Genomic DNA, 19,995 nt, shown 5'->3' on the forward strand with positions numbered 1-19,995 from the left:
CGCGCGGTCTGCTCCGCAGACGCGACGCGACGCCCCTACGGGGCGTCAACTCCCGCGCTGCGCGCGGGAGTTGGGGAATTGCTTCGCAATTCCTGCGGGAACCTGCTCCGCAGTTTCCCTTTCGGGGAATCGCTCCGCGATCCCCCGCCTGAATTCGCTCCGCGCATTCAGGAAAACGGCTGGCTAGGGGATGTAAGTGCCCGGATTTCGGTGCGGAATCAAGGGGTCCGGCCCGGTGAAGAACTCGATCCGATGCCCTCTCAGAATCCCAGCCCGCAGGGTCCTTGGCACTCCCCCGGGCCCCGGAAGCCTCGCCCTCGCGGGCGGGGCCGGCTGACCGTTCCCCGGCCCCGCCACGAGCACAACGCCAGAGTTGCGACCCCAGAGCAGGCCAGTCAACCACCTGGTGTGGGTGGGGGCCGGCCGTGAGGTCCCGGGGCAGGGCCGGGGGTGAGGATGGGGGTGGGAATTGCGGGCCAGTCCAGGAGCACTTGCTCCGCAGGGCAGTGGCGTGGCCGACGGAACACCGGACGAAGACGGCGGGCGGGCGCCCAGGGGGCGGCTAACAGTCCGGCGGTGATCTACAGGTGTACGGCGGGATCAATCGCTCTCACCACGTGACCACCCGTGGTTCCGCCCGTGCATGTCCAGACCGCGGTCTCATGGACGTAATCGACATGCAGACCGCGATTGTGCTCATCGCAGAGGGGCCAGGTCACGCGATGGTGGGGCTCATGACGAATTCCTGTATTCCTTCTGCCATGGCGCACAGAGCGTCTGCCGAATCGGGTGTGGAGACCTCCGCCGACTTGATGTGGACCACGCCGACCGGTCCCATTTCCGAGTCGCGCATCCGCCCGGGAGATCAGCGCTGAGTACGCACCCACCACATGGTTGATACCTTCCAATGCCACCTCGTACGCCGTACCGTCCTCGGCCGACCACGAGGCCGTCCCCATACCGGCCAGCACTGAGTTCTGCTCCGTCACCATGCTCCCCTGTCTCGTCGGTTCACACACGGGCCGTGGTGTCGACCATCACGGGACGACCACCACAACTCTGACAGAAACCTCCCACAGCACGCCCCTGTTCGCCCGCGCCGTCGACGCGGCCGGGTGCCGGGTGCACCGGGCCTTCCTCGCCAGCGTTCGCGTGCTCGGGGAAGGTGTGGACATCACCGGCGAACGGGGAGTCGATTCGATCTGCTTCGCCGACACCCGCGGCTCCCGAGTCGAGATCGTCCAGTACATCGGCCGGGCGCTCCGCCTCAACAAGGACGGCGCACCAAGGTGGCCAGGATCATCGTGCCGGTGTTCCTGGAGCCGAGCGAGGACCCGACCGACATGGTCGCCTCCGCCAGCTTCAAGCCGCTCGTGGCCGTGCTCCAGGGCCTGCGCAGCCACGATGAGCGCCTGGTCGAACAGCTCGCCTCCCGGGCGCTCACCCACGGCAAGCGCAAGGTTCAGGTGCAGCGTGACGAGGACGGGCGGATCGTCGGGGCCGGCGGCCCGGGCGACGGCGAGGACCAGGAGCAGGACGACACCGACGCTGCTGCCGAGTCGGCATTGCTGCACTTCTCCTCGCCCCGGGACGCGACCATCGCGGCCTTCCTGCGCACCCGGGTCTACCGGCCCGAGTCCCTGGCCTGGCTGGAGGGCTACCAGCCCCTGCTGCGCTGGCGCAGGGAGAACGAGATCACCGGCCTCTACGCCGTCCCGTATGACGTCGAGGTCCAGGTCGGCGTCACCAAGGACTTGCCCCTCGGGCGGTGGGTCCTTCAGCAGCGGAAGGCGCTGCGGGCCGGGGAGCTCGACCCGCACCGCAAGACGCTGCTCGACGCACCCGAGGCCGGGGTGGTGTGGGAGCCGGGCGAGGAAGCGTGGGAGAACAGCTCGCCGCGCTGCGCTCGTACCGGCGGGCGACCGGGCACCTCGCGCCCCGGCAGGACGCTGTGTGGGGGGAGGGCGAGGCGATGGTGCCCCATCGGGCAGTACATGGCCAACCTCCGGCGCAAGGGCGCGAAGAACTGCCTGGGCAAGGACCCCGAGCGGGCGGCCGAGCGCGCGGTGCCGTCGTGCTACGGCAGTGATTGAGGAGTGCGGTGTGAGTGTGCTGATGCCTCCCCATGGAGGGCCTTCTGCAGCTTCACCGGTCACTTCTGGGATGCCGGGACGAGAGCGGGCGCGGCCCTGAAGGAGATGGCCTCCATCAGCGGCTTGCGCTTGGTGTTGTGGAAAGCAGCGATGCGCCACTGGCCGTCCGACTCCCGGACCAGCGTATAGGTCTGGACCTTGGTCAGTTTCTTTGGCTTGCTGCCTTTGTAGCTGTCGCCCCGGCCGGTGATCACAGCGGTGTCCGGACCGTAGAAGCGGATGTCCAGGATCTCGTCGGCGAGCTGTGTGCCCTTGAGGAATGTGGCGAACAGCGTGCGGTGGCTGTCGATGATGTCCCGGCGGCCCTGGTAGTACGTGCCGACGAAGGTGACGTAGGTGGCGTCCTGCGTGAACTGCGCACCGTAGGTGTCGGCGTCGTGGCGCCGCCAGGCGTCGACGAGTGAGGCGATCACTGTGGTGACGGCATTCCGGTCGTCCGTGGTGGTCATGGAATCCTCCAGGTAGCTATACTGGTGCAGATATTGCATGCAGACATTATCTGCACATGTGCAGCTATTTACGCAAGGGGCATCCAGGGATATGGCAGACCCGACGCCGGCAGATGAGCACTTGGTCTTCCGTCAGTACCTCGACGCTGTGGGACTCCACGGCATGGCCGGGGCGGAAGCGGTGGGGCTCGGCGCCTCCGAGTGGTATGCGCTCAGCCAGATCGCTCTGGACGGCATGCTCACCTCGGGAGAACTGGCCGCACGTACCGGTCTTACCACCGGGGCGACCACTCGCCTCATCGACCGCCTGGAGCGAGCCGGATTCGTCCGCCGGGCCGCCGATCCGGATGATCGACGCAAGGTCATCGTCGAGCCGGTGGCCGACTCCCTCGACCAGATTGAAAAGGTGGTTGGGCCTGCCCGCCGCCGGATCGCCGAGGTTCTCAGCCTGTACACGCCAGACCAACGCGCTGTTCTCTTCGACTACTTCGCTCACGCCGCCCCTGCTTTCCGTGCAGCCACCGAGGAGATCCGGGACGCAGCAGCACACGGTCGCCAGCGCAAGGGAGGCGCGGCGGCTCGCCGCTCGTGAGGGCGGCGGGCCGCCGAGTCGGAACCGGCGGTGTCAGCTGGACATGACTGCCTGCTCGGCGCGGGCTCGGGCGCCGGCGAGGTGGTAGGAGCCGGTGTCGGTTTCGATGATGATGCCGTTGAAGGTCAGGCGGTCGACGATGGCCGCCCAAAGCGGGGGCGGTGAAGGTCTTGGTCCAGCCGCCGAAGCCGCCGGCCGTCTGACGAACAAGCTCGGCACCTACCTGCGGCCCAGCGTCCTCGTCGTCGACGAAGTCGGCTACCAGCCCCTCCTCCCAGCTCACTGCTCGCACCAGCGAAGCCACCGAGTAGCCGCCACGGGAGCTTCAATTGCTTTTACCCAAGGGCAGCCCGGCCGATCGATCAACTCTTCAGGTAACCTCGCTGTCGCCTTCACCTGCTCTGATCATTATTCGGGACACGGTCCTGTTGACTCATCGCGGTGACGAGGGTGGAGGAGATGTGGGCCAGGTCGGGGTCTGCAGCGATGAAGAACGTTTCGACTCCGGCCAGTTCGTGGTTCATGCGGGCCATCGGCATTTCGTAGTCCAGGTCGCGAACGCCGCGGACTCCGCGGATGACGACGTCGATACCGACTCGGCGGCAGTAGTCGACCAGCAGGCCGCCGGTGTGGGACTCGACCGTGACGTTGCTCAGATCAGCTGCTGCTGCGCGGAGCCGGTCCAGCCGTTCCGGGATGGGGAAGCGGCCGGTCTTGTTCGAATTGAACATCACGCACACGACGACCTCGTCGAACAGGAGGGCAGCGCGCCGAAGTACATCCTGATGCCCTTGGGTGACCGGGTCGAAGGATCCTGGGAAGAGGGCTCGCATGATCGGAAAGAGTAACAAGCGGCCGCTCCCGGTAGTGCAGTGCCGGGGAACCCAAACCACCAAGATCAAGCACGGCAGGGGGAACGTCTGGCGGGGCGAGACAACCGCAACGTCACACATGGATCACAGCCACATGGAGCACGCTCTCTAGTTCAGAGAAGGCTCACCACCATCATCTGGCGCCGCACCGGCAACCCACGACATCCTCTCCGGCCTGACCACAGGGGGGGGCGGCACGGCCGGTCACCCGCTGGCAGGCTCAGCGCCCGCACCGAAGGGCGGGACGTCCGCAACCGCGTCGTCCAGCCGGGGACGTGCGAAGCGCACCGGGTGCCGCCACACGCCGCGCTCCAGCGCCGCGGCCAACCGTGATCTCGGCATCCAGCTCCGGTTCGACCAGCATGTCGTCGAGCGGCGTCCGCGACCCCCACGAGGTCGTGAACCGCACGCCCTTCCAGGGGTGCCGGGTCCTGCCAGGGGTCAGCCAGGTCGCGCGCCGCGTCCGGCCACAGCGCCGTACTGCGACCGACCGCCTTGACCGCCCCGGCCGCGTCGAGGCGGCCCGGCACGAGCGGTCTGCGGCCGGCGCACGGTCCCGGTGATGACGCCGCCCACCGCCTCGGTGGAGACCCGGCGGCGCACCTTGTAGAGCGCGCAGGCTTCCGGCAGATACCGCTGGCCGCTCCCCCGGACCACCAGCCCTTCAACACCGGGCACCTGCGTCCAGGACGTCAGCCACTCCTTGGCCGTCGCCAAGTCGGTCGTCTCCGGGCACAGCGTCCACGGGGTGCTCAGCCGGTGGTCGGCGAACAGCCGCTCCCTTCCCTCATCCTCCGTCGGAGCGACCCGGCAGGGGCGAGCGGCGGCCAGTGAAATCTGATCCCCCTACACACGTGGGCCCCGGGAGATCGACCATGACGCCCGGGGCCCGGCCCGAGGATCACAGCGTCCAACGACGCTGTGATCCTCGCCGTCACGTGGTGGCCGGCTGCCGCTCCCACAACACATCGGCGACCGCGCGACGGAGGGGCGGCGGCGGGCGTAGTGGTCTCAGGCGGAGGCGATGCTGACGAGGGCGCTCTGAAGTCGGCGGACTGCGCCCTCGGCCTGCGCGTACTGCTGAGGGGTGGGTGGGACGGTGCCGAAGGCGTGGCTGTCGTCGGCGGGCATGGCGCGCCAGTGCAGGACGGGCGTGAGTGCGGTGGCTGCCGCGCCGAGGAACCAGGCGGTGCGCCCGTGGACGCGGGCCAGGGCGATGGCCAGTGCGGCGAGTGCTTCCCGCAGGTGTTCCAGCCGGTCGATCGCGGGCAGCGCCTCCTGGACCTGCGGAGCGCCGACAACGCCGTGCAGGTCCAGGGCGGCCTTCGCGACGACCGAACGATGCCGGGGTGTCAGGACCCACGCACCGTCGCGGATCAGGCCTTCGGCCTCGGCCGCCAGATCCTCGATCAACGCCCCCATGTCCATGACCACACCCTATGGTCCCCGGCGGGATGAGGGTGCCCGGGCATCGCAGAGGGCCCTCAGGAAGCCGTGGCGGCGCCCTGAGGACCCCTTACGGTGGGCAGCGTCAGCCGCTTTCAGTCTCGCGAGGGTGACATCACCCGGTGGAGGCTGCGGCTGGCCGGTTAGTAGATGAGGTGGACGACGGCGTCGTCGTAGTCGTTGTCTCGGCTCATCAGGCTGTCGTCGGTCAGGCGCACGTACACCATGTTCGAGGTGTGGTTGCGGACGGCGTGCCAGCCGTTCAGCCCGATCAGCACAGCCGGAGCGAGCATTTTTGCCCCCGGCAGCGCGCCGCCGCAGTCCGGTGAAGGAGCTCGGTCCCCCGTCACGAAGGTGGACGGGGGCCGGAGAGGCACGGGGCGGTGTGGGCTCAGGCGCTCTGGTTCACGATGAAATCGGCGCCTTCCAGCGCGCCGACCGGCTCGGTGCCTGCGGCCGCGCTGTCGTCGGCGGGGTAGAGCTGCACGGGCTCCTGCAGCGTGTAGAGCTGATTGACCGGCGGAAATGCCTTCACGTCGACGGCCCGCAGCGTGGCGTGCTTCGTCGGGGCCGTAGCCAGACGCGCATGTGTCTCGCCGGTGGCCTTGTCGATCACCTCCACGGTGAGGGGCAGGTGGAGGAGCATCTCCAGGCCCCCGGGCGAGGCGATTTGGAGGACGCTGAGGGGCGCGGTCGTCGCATCCGACTTCGAGAGAGCGATGAGGGTGCCCGAGCTGGGGGTGCTGGGGCTGGTGTCCGCTTCCACGCGGAAACCCTGGATCTCCAGGACGATGCCGTCCGTGCTGCTCGTTCGAACTGTGGTGTTGAAGCCGCCCTTGAAGTCGAGGGTGAGAGTGCCCAGGATGTTGATCTTCAGTGGCGTGTTCGCCCCGTACATGCTGCACGGGATGTCCACACCGACCGGCGGAAGCGGGACGAGCCCGCCGATCAAGGAGTCAAGGTCAGTCACGTGATGGTCCTTCCGTTCCTTGTGTGCACGGATCAACGAGGACGGCCGAGGCGGGTCACTTGAGCCCCGACTCTGTGCGCGGAGCGTCGCTACAGGAACGGGCCCCGGAAGGAGTAGTGGCGGCCTGAGGCCCTTCGCGTGGGCGGAGAGCCACGGGTTGAGGGCGTTCAGGGGTTGATGGGGGCTGGGCGGGGCTGGGCGGGGCTGGGCGGGGCTGCCCGGGGAGGAGGGGTGGGTGACGGCGGAGGTGTGAGGGTGGCGCCGGCGGCCGGCGATGTGCCATCCCGTCCCTCTCTCCCCCCCCCCCCCCCACCGGCGGGGGCACCGGGACATCGGAGCGCGGCGCGCAAGGTGTCGCCGTTCTTGCTCGACGGCGGACAGGCTTGGCGGCGGCCAGGAGATCGACGCCGGCCGGGGCGCAGGCGACGGTGGGGAGGCAGTGAGCAGTGGCGCGGGCGCGCGGCTCGGTGCGGGCCTTGTCGAGTGCGGTGCGGATCTGCCCGGCCGGGTGGCTGAGTGCAGCTGCCGCCTGCTCGGGGCGGCAGGCCCGACCGACCGTCGCCGAACCGTGGAGGCCATCACGTGGAAGTACCGCATGTGCTCACGCTGGCGGGATCTGCCGGACGAATTCTCGCTGATCCGACGTTGAGCGGCAAGGATATCTACCGGGAGGTGCTCGTCCCAGCCGGTGACGCTCACCACCTCACGCGCTATGTCGACCACGGCACGTCCGTCCGTCGCCACTCGCACCGCTTCCGGAGGCATCTGCTCATCCAAAATCCGCGCTTTGCGGGCACTGCCCTCCAACTCATGTTCCAGCTCCGACCCCCGTTCCCGACCAGTCCACTGCACGGCCAGGACCGGGCCGCCTCCGGGCGCCAGGACGGGACCGGCAGCCGCTTTTCGGGGGTGGGTCCGGCGAGGAACACCGACGGGCCACCGGCGGGGGCAGGTTCGCGGGCCCTGACGTGACGGACGGCGCTGGTGTCCATGCGGAGGGTCCGTTCCGCCCAGTGAGGGCTCGGGCGGTGTGCTGCGGGGCAGAGGGCAGGGGCAGGCCATCGTCGGCAGCACGGGGACCGATGTGCCGGTGCGGATGGGGCACCGTTGCGTGGCCTCGGAACCGATGTTCGTGATCAGGTTCAGATCCGCACCGGCCCCAGCCGCGTACTGGGAGGCGCGACGCACGGCCGCGCTTTCCTCGATCGGAGACACGGGGGTACCCCTCATGATCACGCGGGGGCAGGCCGACGCCCAGGTGAGCCAGGGGCCGGGGGTCGCACGGTCAGCCTTGGCGGTGCGGGGGTACGTACTTCAGGGTCACCAGGCGCGGCGCGTACGGCAGGTGCTTCCTTCCCGTCAGCAGGGCGTCGGCGGAGGCGTCGTCCATCAAGTAGCGGCGGAAGAAGGCTGTGGTGTAGGCGGTGGTGATCCGGCGCTGAGTGGCCTCGTCCAGTCCGCGGTGTTCCTGGTCCAGGCCATCTTGGGAGACGCAGTGTCCGGGGCGCCGACCGGAGGCGGCGTCGTTGGTCCCGCCGACCTGTCCACTCGACGGGGACCACTGGGTGTTGAAGTAATTGTGGTTGCCGCCGGTCAGGGTGACACCGTGCAAGGGGGCTTTGTTCTTGCCGTTGTTCCAGTCCACGTACTGACCGGTGTTGACCTGGTCGCAGGTGCCCCACAGTACGGCGAGCGGGATCTTGGTGACGGGCTCGACGTCCCAGGTGGCGGTAGGGGCGAGGCCGAGTGCAGCCTTCACTTTGACGCCTTCCGGCCAGGCAGCGTGACGATCGTCGGATGCATGTTGCATCACTCCGCCGCCGCCCATGGAGTGGCCGATGGTACCGACACGGCTGAGGTCCACATGGCCCGCGAACCCGGCGCGGCTCTCCTTGCCCGTCTGCGCGTCCATCAGTTTACCTCGCAACGGCCCCTTTCCTTGGACCAGTTGCCGCCACAGGTCCAGGTGCTTGTTGATCAGCGCGGCGCGGGCCTGGTACACCGACGGAGCTTGGCCCGAGCTGGTCGCGTTGATGCCGTTGGCTCCCATGGAGACGACGATGAAGCCTTCGCGGGCGAGGGCCGTGGCCAGGTAGTCGTAGCCCGAACTGCTGGGCAGGGGTGTGACTCCGTCCCGGCAGGGCCAGGACCACAAGGGGACACTCGCTTGCTCGACGAGCGCCTGGCGACGGGCCACCTCGTCCTCGTCACCGGCCTTCTCAGCCTCGGTCAGCGCCTTCTGCGCGGCCTCGAGTGCGATCTGTGCCGTTCGGTCCGCGCAGGTGTGCCACAGCCCGTGCTGCTGCAGGATGAGGGGGTGTCTGCCACTGGCCACGTTTCTGGGGTAATGGACGACGGCGGCGATTTCAGCCTTGCCCTCGTAGGGCGCGGGCGGCGTGAACGCCTGATCGCCGAGGTCGTACCGCGCCTCGCCCACCTCGCGGGTTTCCGGACGCTCCGCCTGGCCGGGCTGTTGGCCCCGTTCGGCCTTCCCGGCCGATGCCTGCACGGGCACGATCACGGCCGCCGCGGCCGCTGCTGCTGCCGCGGCCATAAGGGTTCGCCGCCCTGTCCTTCCAGAGAGGAGCGGCCTGCGGTGCTTGGCTGCCATGGTGTTCTTCCTTTCGATCGCCCCGACCGTCACCCGCGAGCCGGCACCTGGCCGGTTCAGCTGGACGGCTGAGGCTCGTCATTGTGGTGACCGCATGTCAGCAACGTGTCAGGAAGAGGCAAGGAACCTGTTCGCCGCCGAGCGTCGCTCGTGCCTCTTGCGTCTCCCCTACGAGATTCGCGCGCAGGACGCAGGACGCGTACGGCAAGGCCGGTCGCGCAGACCGTCCCACGTGGGGTGCACCTGGACGGCCCTCGTGCGTGCCTCTCCCGATCCTCTGCCCGCCCACGGGTGGGCGGCGGCTGCCGCCGGTGGCCGGCGCGCCAGCCGCAGATCCGCGGCGTCCGTGCTCCGGGCTGGTGGAAACGCTCAGCGGCGGTGCCGGGCGCTTCGTCTCTGCCGACCGACCACGACGGCGCACGTGAGCGCTGCCACGAGGAGCGCGCTCGCGATGCCCGTGCCGAGGAGTGGTGAGCGGGCGGGTTTCTCGCCGGCGTCGTCTGCTTCCCGGGGTGCGCTCGGCTCGGTCCCGCGATGCGTGGCGGGTGCCGTGGTCGGCGAGGGCGGGGAGCTGTCGTCTTCGGGTGGGAGAGTGGCGGGGGCGGGGCCTGCCGTGCGGAAGGCGTCGTCGACGAAGGTCAGCACCTGGTCGTGCAGGTGTGCCCCGGCTCTGCCGTCTTCCATCATGTCGACTCCGTGGGCGTGGCTGTCGAGGATGTGGAGCCGCTTGTCCTTGGCGCCGGAGGCCCGGTGGAGGGCCCGCACCTCGTCGACGAAGGTCTGGTCGCCCGTGGCCGCGGCGAAGAAGGAGGGCACCGTCACCTTCGCCAGACCCGGGAGGGGTTTCATCGTCGGAAGTTCGCGGGGTGAGGACAGGATGAGCAGGCCGACGAGTTCGGGGATCTCAGGGGCGACGGTCGCCGTCGCGGTGCCGCCCATGGAGGCCCCGCCCGCGAGGATGTGCCGTGCGCCTCGGTTTCTGAGCTGTTGCACGGCGGCCCGGACGTCCCGGTCGAAGTGGAGATTGGCGGCTCGGCCGCCTCGCTCGGAAGCCCCGTCGTACACGTTGCGCTGGTCGTAGACGAGGACCTGGTAACCGGCGGCTGCGAGTGCCTCGGCGAACGCCAGCCAGCTGCAGATGTTCCAGCCGTTCTCGTGAGACAGGACGACGCCCCTTGGCCCGCTGCCCAGGACAAGGCCGGACAGCCTGACGCCGTCGGTGGCCTTGAAGGAGATCGCCTTGCCGTGCAGCCGCTTGGGCACGCAGGCGTTGACGGGCACCTCGTGCCGGAGGGGATCGCGCTGCACGGTGGCCGAGGCGGCCGGCGTCCGTCGCTGTGGGGTGGGCTGAGGTGTCGCGGTGGCCGCTGTGGCGGGCCCGGTGAGTGGACAGACCAGAGCGAGCAGCAGGGCCGGTGCCAGGGTGCGGGCCGCGCGGTGGGGCTGTCGACCCGGAGGAGCGGGATTCATGGCTCCTTGGTAGTGGAGCCGTGTCAGGGAGCTGTCAGGTTTCTGTCGGCTTCCCGTTGGACCGCATCGCCCGGGAGGCAAAGCGGGACAAGCCGTGCAAGTTATCGGTTTGTCGTGACCTACGATCGTCACTATGTGTGCACACATCCTGGTCGCGGAGGACGACCCGAAGCAGGCTGAGCTGGTGGTCCGCTACCTGGAGCGACAGGGGCATTCCGTCCGGGCTGTTCACGACGGGCGCGCCGCGCTCGACCAGGTTCGCGGGCGGGAGCCCGACCTCGCCGTCCTCGACTGGATGATGCCGCGGGTGGACGGGCTCGATGTGCTGCGCATCCTGCGTGCCGAGGGCCGCGACATGCCGGTTCTGCTGCTGACCGCCCGCGCCACCGAGGACGACCTGCTGCTCGGCCTCGATCTGGGCGCTGACGACTACATGACCAAGCCCTACAGTCCCCGGGAGCTCGTGGCCCGCGTCCGTACGCTGCTGCGCCGGGTGGCCCGGAGCGAGCCGCCGCCCTCGTGCGCAGACGGCGATCTACACGTGGGCGCCCTCCGGGTCAGTCCCGAGCGATACGAGGTGACGGTGGACGGCCGGAGCATCGAGTGCACACCCGGGGAATTCCGTCTGCTCGTCGCGATGGCCGCGCGCCCCGGGCAGGTCTTCACCCGGGACCGGCTCCTCGACGAGCTGCACGGCTTCAGCCACTACACGACGCCCCGCGCGGTCGACATGCACATCATGAACCTGCGCAGGAAGACCGAGGCCGATCCCCGCAATCCGCGCCGGCTGGTCACGGTCTTCGGGGTCGGCTACAAGCTGGTCCCGGCCGACGTCGCCGAGCGGTCCGGGGGGAACGACGGGGAGGCCACTTCGGGAGTCACGCATGCGAGGCCCTGAGCCGTTCGACAGGCTCCCACTGCACAAGCGGCTCCTGTTCCGTCTGTTCGTGGTCTCCGTCGTGGTCGGGGCGTGCAGCGTCGCGGCCACCGCCTGGCTCGCCGCGCGGACCGCGACGGGTGCGATCGTGCGGGAGCAGGGGCAGATCGTCGCCGACGACGCCCGGATCACCGACCGGCTCCTGGCCTACGCGGCTGGCCACAGCACCTGGAGCGGCGTCCAGCCCGAGGTGCTCCGGCTGTCCAGAGAGACGGGGCGGCACATCGTGCTGAGCTCGCAGGACCACCGGCCTCTGGCCGACTCCGCGCCGCGCACTCCCCCGCCGTCCGCTCGCTCGGTCACGGTGCTGGACCCGCTCGCCGCCGAGGGCGTCCACGGCTCCGAGGACCGGATCGATCCCCGTGCAGTGGGACCGTACCGTCTCACCGCGGCCGAGCGCGCCCTTCTTCACGGTCATGCCCGCCGCGAGGCGGCGTGCTTCGCGAAGAGCGGGATGAAGTCCGTCATCGACACCGCCCCCAGCGGCCGCCCCACCGTCCGCCACCTCGGCCGCTCGGGCGCGCCCGCCCCGGCGCCCCTGTGTGACCGGGTCCTGGAACGGACCATCACACTGACTGAGCGCGCGGCCCTCGATGAGCTCGATGCTCTCGTGGCCCGCTGCCTCAGCGGAACGGGCATCTCCGGTATCCGGGTCGGCATCGACTTCTCCTGGTCCAGGACGGCGGGCGGCCCGTGGACGCCCAACAGTGACAACGACATCACGTCCTGCGTCGCACACAGCCGCCGCGAACAGCTCAAGAGCTACGTCGCCCCGCCGGCCAACCTGGCCTTGGGACCGGCCCGGGAGGCCGGCCGCACCGCCTTCGGCGTCTCGCCCCGGAGCACGACCGAGATCGTCGCTCTGGCGGCCCTGGTGTTCGCCCTCTCCGTGGGTGCCGCCGTCCTCGTGGCGGCTCGGGTCGTCCAGCCCCTGCGCCATCTGACCCATGCGGCTCGACTCATGCGGGACGCCGGCGACACGGCACCTGTTCCCGTGCGGAGCAGGGACGAGATCGGCCGGCTCACCTCCGCCTTCAACGAACTCGCCGAGCACCGGGCGCGGCTGGAGAGCGAACGCAAGGCCATGATCAGCGACATCGCCCACGAGTTGCGGACCCCGCTCAGCAACATCCGTGGCTGGCTGGAGGCGGCCCAGGACGGCGTCGCGACGGTGGACGCCGAGTACATCGACTCTCTCCACAACGAAGCCGTCCTTCTCCAGCACGTCATCGACGACCTCCGTGACCTCGCCGCCCTCGACGACGGCCGCCTGGTCCTGCACCCCGAGCCCACCCCTGTACGCCTCCTCCTCGACCAGGTCTCGGCAGGTCAGCAGGCTCGCGCGGAAGCCGGCCGGATCGCGCTCATCGTTGAGGCGGACGACGACCTGTGGCTCGACGCAGACCCTGTGCGACTGCGCCAGGCCGTCGGCAACCTGGTGTCCAACGCGATCCGGCACACCCCTGCGGGCGGCACGGTCACGCTGAGCGGAAGCGCCGACGGCGCGGAAGGCACCGGCGGCCGCGAAAGCATCCGTATCGAGGTTCGCGACACCGGCTCCGGCATCGCCGGGGAGGACCTGCCCCACGTCTTCGACCGCTTCTGGCGCGCGGATAAATCCCGCTCCCGTCAGTACGGCGGCAGCGGGCTCGGCCTGTCCATCGTGCGCAAACTCACGGAGGCGCAGGGAGGCACGGTGAACGTGAGCAGCGAGCCGGGACTGGGGTCCGTGTTCGAGCTACGGCTGCCGGGGATGCACGACGGCTTCCCGGTGCAGCCGGACGGGGGTCACCGAATGCAGAAGGCGTGACAGCACGTCCGGCTCCTCCGCCCCCTGAGCCCGAGACATCCTGTGGCAGGGCCTCATCGCGGAGCGCGCGCTCCCGGTGGCGGCGCGGAGCTCGCGACCCGTCCGAGGGCAAACGTCCCCGCCCTCGTCGGGTTCGGGCCGCACCGGCCGCCACGACTGCGGCGATGACGGCAGTGTCCTGCCGCCTACGCCCCCGCTGGGGGGCTGCCGGGGCTTCGACTACCTCCTGCGCTGCGGACGCGACGGGGGCGCCGCCGTCGCTGGGCGGGCGGGCGGAAGCGAACCAGGAGCCGGCGTTCGTCCTGCTGCGGCTGGCCGAGGACATCGTCCGGCCCGTCACGGCCCTCGACGGGGAGGCCACCGAGCTGTGCGCGGACTCCCGCCCTGGACGAGGTCAGGTGCGTGCTGTTGTCCGCGCTGCACGACTGGGCGGGGGACTCCCCCACCACGGCAGTGCCCGGCATCGCCCGCAGCATCATCCGGTTCACGACGAGCGTTGTCCCGGACCCCGACCGCCCGGACACCGCCGGCACCCTGGAGGCGATGCGCGACGAGCACTTGGCGCCGGCCCACGCGCTGCATCCCGCACCGGTGCGCACCACCGTCCAGCCGGGGCGCTCCACTCGGTGGTCGGTGCGCCCACCGGCGCGGCTGGTGCGCGGGAGTGATGCGCACCAGCCGGACGGTGGTGCAGTGCAGTGGGCCCGGGTGGAGACGGTGGCGACGGTGCGTTTCTCCTTGACCAGGGCCGAGGTCGAGGAGAAGCGCGCCGGGTGGATGCGCGGCGGCCCAACTCCCGTCGATGACGCCGACTTCCACCAGGTGTACACCATCGGGTCCACTCCGTGGCCGGCCTCCCGGCCGCGGTGCGGTCCGGGCTCCTGCCGGTGATGCGCCTGCTGGTCGTCCAGGCGGCGCACCGCGTCGGCGTCGGCCTGTGCGGTGTGGCGGTGCGCGCGGGTGCGGGATTCGTTGACCATCTTGGTGGCCCCTGGGTGCGGCGCAGCCGGTCGGCGGTGAGACCGGGGGCTTCCACGCCCGTGCGGGATTCCCGCAGGGTTTGCAGCGCCGTCACGTCGATCGCCTCTGGGCGCCCGGCCTCCTGCTCCTGGTCGTCATGCTCGGGGTCGGCCGGCTCGGGCCCGAGCATGTGCTCGGGCATCGCCGCCTGCTGGTGGGCGACGACGTCGTACGCCCGGCCCCGCACGGCGGTGATGGTGCGCAGCTTCTCCCGCACCACCGCGCCGGCGAGGACGGCACGGTCGTACGGGAGCGGGATGCGGGGGATCTCCCACTCCTCCGCGTCCTGGCCCGGGGGCCGGGGCGCGGCCGGCTCACCGGCATGGGCCGGGGGCTGCCGGTCCGGCCGGTCCGGGTCAGGTGCGGGCGGGGCCGGGCGGGGAGGTCGGCCAGCGCCCACCGGGCGGTGAAGAGGCGGTAGTCCGACAGCAGGCCGATGGTGGTCCTCGGCTCGGTGATGTCCAGGCAGTGGGTGGAGACGGCAGTGACGACGATCTTCTCGTCCAGGCCGGGGTCGCGGCGGCGGTCACGCAGGAGGAGGGCGAGGTGGCGGCGGACTTCGGCGAGCGGGTGCCGGCGGTGGGAGCGGCCGCCGTCGTTCATCACGAACACCGTCGCGGTGACGTCGACGGCCGCCAGGCCGACGTCGGCCGCGGCGGCGACGCGGGCCCGGATCGCCGCGGCTGCGGCGCGGGCGCGCTCAAGGAGCGAGGTCATGGCGTCGACGGCGACCTTGGAGGTGAGGATCGCGCTCACCTTCCACCACGCGCAGCCTCGCGAGCGGCCGGGTCTTCTGCTTCGGTGGGCGGCTCTTGCGGGCGGTGATCTGGTTCATCTTGGCGCGGGCCCGCTCGGAGACCACGGGCAGGAACAGCGGCTCGCCGTCGTCGTCGACGGCGGTGACGTACTCGTGCTCCGGCTCGGCCAGGCAGGCGGCGATCTGGTCACCGCGCCGGGCGGTCCATCGGATCAGCTCATGCGGCACCCCCGCAATCTCCATCACCGGCCGGCACGCCGGGGTGATGGTGCGCGGCGGTCGTCAGCCCCAGCTCCTCGCAGACCTCGGAGGCGACCAGCTCGTTGGAGAGCGCGGAGGCCGCCACCGTGTTCTCGTACAGGATCGTGGTGTGGATCGGCCCTCGCTTCCCGTCCGAGCGCTGCCCCTTCACGCTCAGAAGCAGATGGGCGTGGAGCAACGGCCGACCCGACCTCGCCTCGTAGTGGCGGAAGCGCGCGACCACATCACCGGGCGGCCGCACCCGATAGATCCCGTCCTTGCCGGATCACCGCAACCTCGTCCTCGATCCACTCCCGCACCCCGCTCACGCGCGGCCCCGATCACCAGACGGGTCTCCTCATCCCCGAACGCCCACAGGAGGTAGATCGCCGGCTGCGGCCGGACCACGAAGTCCACGCCCGTGACCGTGGCCGTGCGTCCGAGGGCGCCGGCCCGATACGCCTTCTTCGGGGAGTCGCCCGCGGCGAGCCGCTCGGCCTCGATCCGGTGCGCGTACGGGTGGCGCCCCCGCTCTCCGAACCAGTTCCGCAACTGCGCCTCGGTGACCTCCTCACCCGGTGCGGGTCCGAGTACGGCAAGTCCCCGGCCCATCCGACGCCCGACCGGGACCCCGGCCTGATCCTGGGCGGCGCGCAGCGGCGTGGGGGCCGGGCGGCGGCGTCGCCGGCGATGGCTTTGTTCATGAGAACGGACAGCAGATGTTCACCACTTCGGGAGGCGGCAAAGCCCATCGCAGGATTCGAACGGCGCGTGAGTTGCAGGCCCGAGCGCCAGTTTTCTTCTGCGGAAGGCTTCGTGAGTGCTGTCCCCTGCGGATGGCTGTCAGTCCCCGTTCATAGGGTCACGGCATGTCTGATGCCTTCACCGTCTTGTGGACCCATGACACGTGCCGCGCGCTGCACAAGGCGGGGCGCGTGGGAGAACGCCCGCCGGTCGCCTTCAGCGGCGTTCACTCATCCCTGCCCGCGTGGACGGGCGCTCGTGCTGGGGACGAGGTGTACGCGCTGCATGTCAACCGGCGCGAGGTTTTCGTGGTGAGTCAACTGCGAGTGATCGACACGGAACGACGCGACTGCTGCGGCGCGGCCCCCGCGACGTGGGAGGACCCTGCGTATCCCGGGCACGGTGACTGGGCGATGCTCGGCGCCGGCGGCTGCGGCGCCATGGCGGTGCATGTGGATGCGACGCCCGTGCGCTTCGATGTGGCCATCCCCGGTGAACTGCTTGCGAGGCTTACCTGGCGCAACCGCCGAGGTCAGACCCGCGGTCTGAAGTACGTGGTGGATGGTCGTCTGGAGAACTCGGTCAGCCTTCAGGGTTTCTACCGTCTGACCCCCCAGGCCGCCGGCGAGTTGGCGGAATTCGTCGGCAGCTCTGCCCCTCGATGCTGAGGGACGGGCGAGGCGTAAGCCCCGGCAAGCGTCGCCGCCCTCTGCCGCAGTAGTGGGGGAAAATCGAACAAGGCCGGCTGCGGTGCCTCCCGAAGTGGTGAACATCTGCTGTCCGTTCTCGTTTACAAAGCCAGACGGGGGCCGGAGAAGAGGGGACGGGTCGGCGGTCAGTGTTGCGGAGACGCCTCCTGCGGTGGCAGGCCTCAGGAGGACGTGCACCCGCCCCCGCGGGTCGATGCCGGGGTGCAGGGAGCGGTCGTGCCTAGGCCGTGTCTTTCGGATCAGGCCGGATCGGGGAGCGACGTCTGGCGCCGTGCATCGCTAGGCGGAGGAGGGAGTCGATGCCGAGCCTCGGCGACCGACGACAACGCTGGGGGCACCTCCCGTGCCCGAAGGGCCACGGGGGAGAGGCGCGGTGCCAGGCGCCGCGAGCCCGGCAAGATCCGAAAGACACGGCCTAGCCGCAGGCACCCTTCAGGTTCGGCTGGGAGGAATCGTCGGTGAGCAGCGCGGTCACCTTGGCGGTTACATCGGCTGGGGCGCCCGCGTCCTTGAACAAATGGCCCGAAAGGATGCTGGTGCCTGAGAACCACTGGTCGATCGCGCAGACCGGTGCGTCGGCGCCGCCGCACTGGTTGAGGGGAGAGCCGACGGGCAGGCCGGCGAGGTTGCCGGCGGCGGTGCCCGTGCCGTGCGTGGTGGCACCGTCGGCGCGGGCGGCGGTGTGGAGGTTGACGCAGGAGGTGGCGAAGGCGGGAGAGAGGACGTCTCCGATGCCGCCTGCGGCAGCCGGGGCGGCCGGGGCGAGAGCGGTCGCGAGGGCGGCGGTGGTGACCGCCGCGGCGGTGTGTCGGTTGCACATGCCCGGTGAACGACCCCGCACCGCCCGGTGTCACGCCGACTCCCGCCCCGGGGTGCGGTGGGGAGGTGGGCGAGCGGGAAGGCCGGTACTTCCGTGTCGTACGGACCTCTTCCCAGTCGTTGCCCGGGTGGGTGAGGAGCTCCTCGAGGTCGCCGTGGCGGTAGAGGGGGACGGCCGGGGTGTGGGAGCGGGGCTGGAAACGGCTGTGGACATGGGCGGCGGGGCGCAGGAGTCCGGTGCGGGTCAGGTCCCCACCGCCGCCCGAATCTCTGTGAGCCGGGCGGCGGTGTCCTGCAGGGCGGGGGCCGGCCTCCGGACGCCGGCACCCGGGGGTGGGATCAGTCCCAGGTTCAGGCCCCGCGGGAACTTCCGGGGAGCCAGGCCCAGCCGGTCGGGGAACTGCCTAACCGCTGCACCGATGCTCCCGAGGCTGTAAGAGACAGGGCTTCCGTAAACCGAGTACGAGAGCGTTCTGGAACAGAAAAAGAGAGGCCCTTTGGGACCTCCCAGACACCGAATGGTCTACATTCCGCTGTAGCTCTCCGGGGAGCCGCAGGTGCGCGTGCCATCCGCCCAGTTCTGACAGACCGTGATCTTTACCCGCGCCGTTGCCTCGGGAAAGCCGATAAACGTGAAGTTCTTGTTACCGTCCGCGACGGTGCGGGTGTCGCCCTGCAGCTTGATCCCGGAGTGATCGAAGGCCTCGAAGACAGCGGTGGTGGAGTAGCTGCTGCCCAGGCGGTTCACGACACGGCCCTCCACCGCTACATAACACGTGTGGCCCAGCTGGCACGCGACAGGCCAGCTGATGGCCCCCGAGGTGAAGCCCATATTGCAGTCGGAGTTCTTGTAACAGACCGCGAACTCCTGCTGCGAATAACCGTCGCCCACCTCCGCCGAGGCCGGGGATGCGCCGAGCCCCACACCCGCCAGCACGGCCGGTACGAGAGCAAGTCGAGCCAGAATCTTCATGGTTCTCCCTTTCCCGGTCCCCCCCGCGGAGACCCGGCAAGATCATAGGTGCTCCCGCACCGACTTGGCGGGGTACATTCCAGCAGGCAGGACAGGAAGCCTTGGGCTACGGGTCAAACTCGACGTGTCTCCGCCGCGTCGTTCCGACAGTCGTCCGATGCGGCGAGGATCACGCGGCCGGTGGCGACGTCCAGGCTGAACTTCACTTTCGTGGTGAACCCCGGCGTCGTCCGTAGGTCGCGGGGGATCCGGAGCAGGATCGCGGCCGCAGCAGCGCCGGCGGCGCTTACCCAGTCGACCTGCCGCTCGTACCGGTCCACGTGTACGCCGTAAGGGGACTCCGATCTCAGGGCGGTCAGCGGCTCGGCGCCGGTCCACTGCGCGGCCAGGAGCCGGGCGGCCTCGGAGCGCCCGAACGGGACCGGGGTCCGCATTGTCGGGGGTGGGTCCGGCGAGTAACACCGACGGGCCGCCGGTGGAGGGGGGGATCGCGGGCCGTGACGAGACGGACGGCGCCGGTGTCCATGAGGTGGCCCCGTTCTGTGCGGCGAGGGCGACGAGACCGGCAGCGCTGCTCACCTCGCAAGAGCCTGGGCGGCGTACAGCGTCTCGAGGGCGGCGGCGAGCGTGCCGAGCAGGAGACGGAGTGCCGTCTGGGCAGGTGCGGCCGGAGGCGCGCGCCGAGGTAGCCGCCGATCAGACCTCCGAAGCCACACGCCGGACCGAGCCGCCAGTCGGGGGCGACGGGCCCCGGAGCTCATCGCGGCGAGCACGGCGTACGCGGCGGCTCCGGCGAGCGAGGTGGTGAAGGCCGCGGCGAGCATGGCCGGTGCGAGCCGGACCATGGGCATGCCTCGTGCGGCGAGGAGCGGGCCGAGCAGGGAGCCGCCGCCGATCCCGTAGATCCCGCCCACCAGCCCGACGGTCAGGGCCAGAGCAGTGAGCGCACACGCCGACGGCTCGCCGGCTTCGGTGCCCCGGGGCGGTGCCGCGCCGGGCGCAGGGTGCACGGCCTAGGTGCCCACGGGCAGCAGGAGGGTGGCGGCCAGGACGCGGAAGAGGCTGTGGCCGGGGAGGGCGAAGACGCGGACGGCGGCGCCGGCGACGGCACCGGGCAGCGTCCGGAGCAGGAGGCGCCGGGCCGGTCCGCCGCGCAGAAGCGCCATCGCGGCGGTGGCGCCCCAGTGCGCCTGCCCCGGCCACCACATTGAACAGCAGGTTCGTCGGCGTGACCGCGGGACTCGGCACGCCGAGGGCGCTGAGCTGGACCGGCAGGAGGAAGACCGCCCCGGACACACAGAGCGGTGCGGTCACCGTCGGGATCAAAAGGCCAGCCGCGAACGCGGCCCGGACCGTCCACTCCACCGCTGCCCCCGCCATGGCTCGATCACCGGGTCGGTATCGGCACACCGGGCCGAGCGG

General features: G+C 70.4%; 19 protein-coding genes and 4 pseudogenes. 7 read left to right on the forward strand and 16 right to left on the reverse strand.

Annotated features, from left to right (window positions below; genetic code table 11):
* Nucleotides 1-1,089: 1,089 nt before the first annotated feature.
* Nucleotides 1,090-2,066, forward strand: a pseudogene (locus ACFY60_RS26150) (Helicase associated domain protein); the annotation flags it as partial.
* An 86-nt stretch (nt 2,067-2,152) separates the two neighbouring features.
* Here the strand turns inward: ACFY60_RS26150 and ACFY60_RS26155 are convergent.
* Nucleotides 2,153-2,641 (reverse strand): SgcJ/EcaC family oxidoreductase, encoded by a 489-nt coding sequence (locus tag ACFY60_RS26155; RefSeq protein WP_388613519.1) that lies wholly within the window; start codon nt 2,639-2,641, stop codon nt 2,153-2,155.
* A 52-nt stretch (nt 2,642-2,693) separates the two neighbouring features.
* Between ACFY60_RS26155 and ACFY60_RS26160 the strand changes: the two genes are divergently transcribed.
* Nucleotides 2,694-3,194, forward strand: a complete 501-nt coding sequence (locus ACFY60_RS26160; RefSeq protein ID WP_388613521.1) for a MarR family winged helix-turn-helix transcriptional regulator — start codon at nt 2,694-2,696, stop codon at nt 3,192-3,194.
* A gap of 33 nt (nt 3,195-3,227) precedes the next feature.
* On the opposite strand, the pseudogene ACFY60_RS26165 reads toward ACFY60_RS26160, so the two are convergent.
* Nucleotides 3,228-3,381, reverse strand: a pseudogene (locus ACFY60_RS26165) (AAA family ATPase); the annotation flags it as partial.
* Between ACFY60_RS26165 and ACFY60_RS26170 the strand changes: the two are divergent.
* Nucleotides 3,373-3,465, forward strand: a pseudogene (locus ACFY60_RS26170) (ATP-binding protein); the annotation flags it as partial. The pseudogenes ACFY60_RS26165 and ACFY60_RS26170 sit on opposite strands and share 9 nt — an antisense overlap.
* 121 nt (nt 3,466-3,586) lie before the next feature.
* On the opposite strand, the gene coaD reads toward ACFY60_RS26170, so the two are convergent.
* The 6 genes from coaD to ACFY60_RS26200 form a co-directional block, all read right to left on the reverse strand.
* Nucleotides 3,587-4,027, reverse strand: a complete 441-nt coding sequence (coaD, locus tag ACFY60_RS26175) for a pantetheine-phosphate adenylyltransferase (protein WP_388613523.1) — start codon at nt 4,025-4,027, stop codon at nt 3,587-3,589.
* Between the two features lie 1,050 nt (nt 4,028-5,077).
* A complete protein-coding gene (locus tag ACFY60_RS26180; RefSeq protein ID WP_388613526.1) occupies nt 5,078-5,494 on the reverse strand; it encodes a hypothetical protein in 417 nt (138 codons plus the stop codon).
* A gap of 161 nt (nt 5,495-5,655) precedes the next feature.
* A complete protein-coding gene (locus tag ACFY60_RS26185) occupies nt 5,656-5,790 on the reverse strand; it encodes a hypothetical protein (RefSeq protein ID WP_388613529.1) in 135 nt (44 codons plus the stop codon).
* A 113-nt stretch (nt 5,791-5,903) separates the two neighbouring features.
* Nucleotides 5,904-6,482, reverse strand: coding sequence for a hypothetical protein (locus ACFY60_RS26190; RefSeq protein WP_388613532.1), 579 nt, complete (start codon nt 6,480-6,482; stop codon nt 5,904-5,906).
* A 1,285-nt stretch (nt 6,483-7,767) separates the two neighbouring features.
* On the reverse strand, nt 7,768-9,093 hold the full coding sequence (locus ACFY60_RS26195; RefSeq protein WP_388613535.1) for an alpha/beta hydrolase: 1,326 nt from the start codon (nt 9,091-9,093) through the stop codon (nt 7,768-7,770).
* Nucleotides 9,094-9,462: 369 nt separating this feature from the next.
* Nucleotides 9,463-10,401 carry an alpha/beta hydrolase gene (locus ACFY60_RS26200; protein ID WP_388613537.1) on the reverse strand — a complete coding sequence of 313 codons (939 nt, stop codon included), beginning with the start codon at nt 10,399-10,401 and terminating at the stop codon, nt 9,463-9,465.
* Between the two features lie 295 nt (nt 10,402-10,696).
* Here ACFY60_RS26200 and ACFY60_RS26205 point away from each other — a divergent pair, with 295 nt between their 5' ends.
* The 3 genes from ACFY60_RS26205 to ACFY60_RS26215 all read left to right on the forward strand — a co-directional run bounded on the left by ACFY60_RS26205 (nt 10,697) and on the right by ACFY60_RS26215 (nt 14,201).
* Nucleotides 10,697-11,461, forward strand: coding sequence for a response regulator transcription factor (locus tag ACFY60_RS26205; RefSeq protein ID WP_388613540.1), 765 nt, complete (start codon nt 10,697-10,699; stop codon nt 11,459-11,461).
* Complete coding sequence (locus ACFY60_RS26210) at nt 11,448-13,310, forward strand: sensor histidine kinase (protein WP_388613543.1); 1,863 nt, start codon at nt 11,448-11,450, stop codon at nt 13,308-13,310. The genes ACFY60_RS26205 and ACFY60_RS26210 overlap by 14 nt, the downstream gene beginning before the upstream one ends.
* A gap of 402 nt (nt 13,311-13,712) precedes the next feature.
* Nucleotides 13,713-14,201, forward strand: a complete 489-nt coding sequence (locus ACFY60_RS26215; protein ID WP_388613546.1) for a hypothetical protein — start codon at nt 13,713-13,715, stop codon at nt 14,199-14,201.
* A 180-nt stretch (nt 14,202-14,381) separates the two neighbouring features.
* Here the strand turns inward: ACFY60_RS26215 and ACFY60_RS26220 are convergent, their stop codons facing one another.
* From ACFY60_RS26220 to ACFY60_RS26235, 4 genes are read right to left on the reverse strand one after another with little or no spacing between them, the layout of a single operon-like run.
* On the reverse strand, nt 14,382-15,086 hold the full coding sequence (locus ACFY60_RS26220; protein WP_388613548.1) for a hypothetical protein: 705 nt from the start codon (nt 15,084-15,086) through the stop codon (nt 14,382-14,384).
* Complete coding sequence (locus tag ACFY60_RS26225; protein WP_388613551.1) at nt 15,031-15,315, reverse strand: hypothetical protein; 285 nt, start codon at nt 15,313-15,315, stop codon at nt 15,031-15,033. Before ACFY60_RS26225 ends, ACFY60_RS26220 begins: the two co-directional genes overlap by 56 nt.
* On the reverse strand, nt 15,305-15,589 hold the full coding sequence (locus ACFY60_RS26230; RefSeq protein WP_388613553.1) for a relaxase domain-containing protein: 285 nt from the start codon (nt 15,587-15,589) through the stop codon (nt 15,305-15,307). Before ACFY60_RS26230 ends, ACFY60_RS26225 begins: the two co-directional genes overlap by 11 nt.
* Nucleotides 15,502-15,984: a relaxase domain-containing protein gene (locus ACFY60_RS26235; RefSeq protein ID WP_388614142.1), complete on the reverse strand. Its 483-nt coding sequence runs from the start codon at nt 15,982-15,984 to the stop codon at nt 15,502-15,504. Before ACFY60_RS26235 ends, ACFY60_RS26230 begins: the two co-directional genes overlap by 88 nt.
* Nucleotides 15,985-16,196: 212 nt before the next feature.
* On the opposite strand from ACFY60_RS26235, the gene ACFY60_RS26240 reads away from it, so the two are divergent.
* Complete coding sequence (locus tag ACFY60_RS26240; RefSeq protein WP_388613556.1) at nt 16,197-16,739, forward strand: hypothetical protein; 543 nt, start codon at nt 16,197-16,199, stop codon at nt 16,737-16,739.
* Nucleotides 16,740-17,196: 457 nt separating this feature from the next.
* Here the strand turns inward: ACFY60_RS26240 and ACFY60_RS26245 are convergent, their stop codons facing one another.
* The 4 genes and pseudogenes from ACFY60_RS26245 to ACFY60_RS26260 all read right to left on the reverse strand — a co-directional run bounded on the left by ACFY60_RS26245 (nt 17,197) and on the right by ACFY60_RS26260 (nt 19,938).
* Complete coding sequence (locus tag ACFY60_RS26245; RefSeq protein WP_388613558.1) at nt 17,197-17,601, reverse strand: chaplin family protein; 405 nt, start codon at nt 17,599-17,601, stop codon at nt 17,197-17,199.
* Between the two features lie 522 nt (nt 17,602-18,123).
* Entirely contained in the window at nt 18,124-18,573 is a 450-nt protein-coding gene (locus ACFY60_RS26250) for a hypothetical protein (protein ID WP_388613561.1), read from the reverse strand.
* A 113-nt stretch (nt 18,574-18,686) separates the two neighbouring features.
* Nucleotides 18,687-18,893, reverse strand: coding sequence for a hypothetical protein (locus ACFY60_RS26255; protein ID WP_388613564.1), 207 nt, complete (start codon nt 18,891-18,893; stop codon nt 18,687-18,689).
* A 255-nt stretch (nt 18,894-19,148) separates the two neighbouring features.
* Nucleotides 19,149-19,938 (reverse strand): annotated as a pseudogene (locus ACFY60_RS26260) (TSUP family transporter).
* Nucleotides 19,939-19,995: the final 57 nt, after the last annotated feature.

Origin of the sequence: Streptomyces sp. NPDC012827 (assembly GCF_042900905.1) — a bacterium.
GTDB lineage: Bacteria > Actinomycetota > Actinomycetes > Streptomycetales > Streptomycetaceae > Streptomyces > Streptomyces gulbargensis.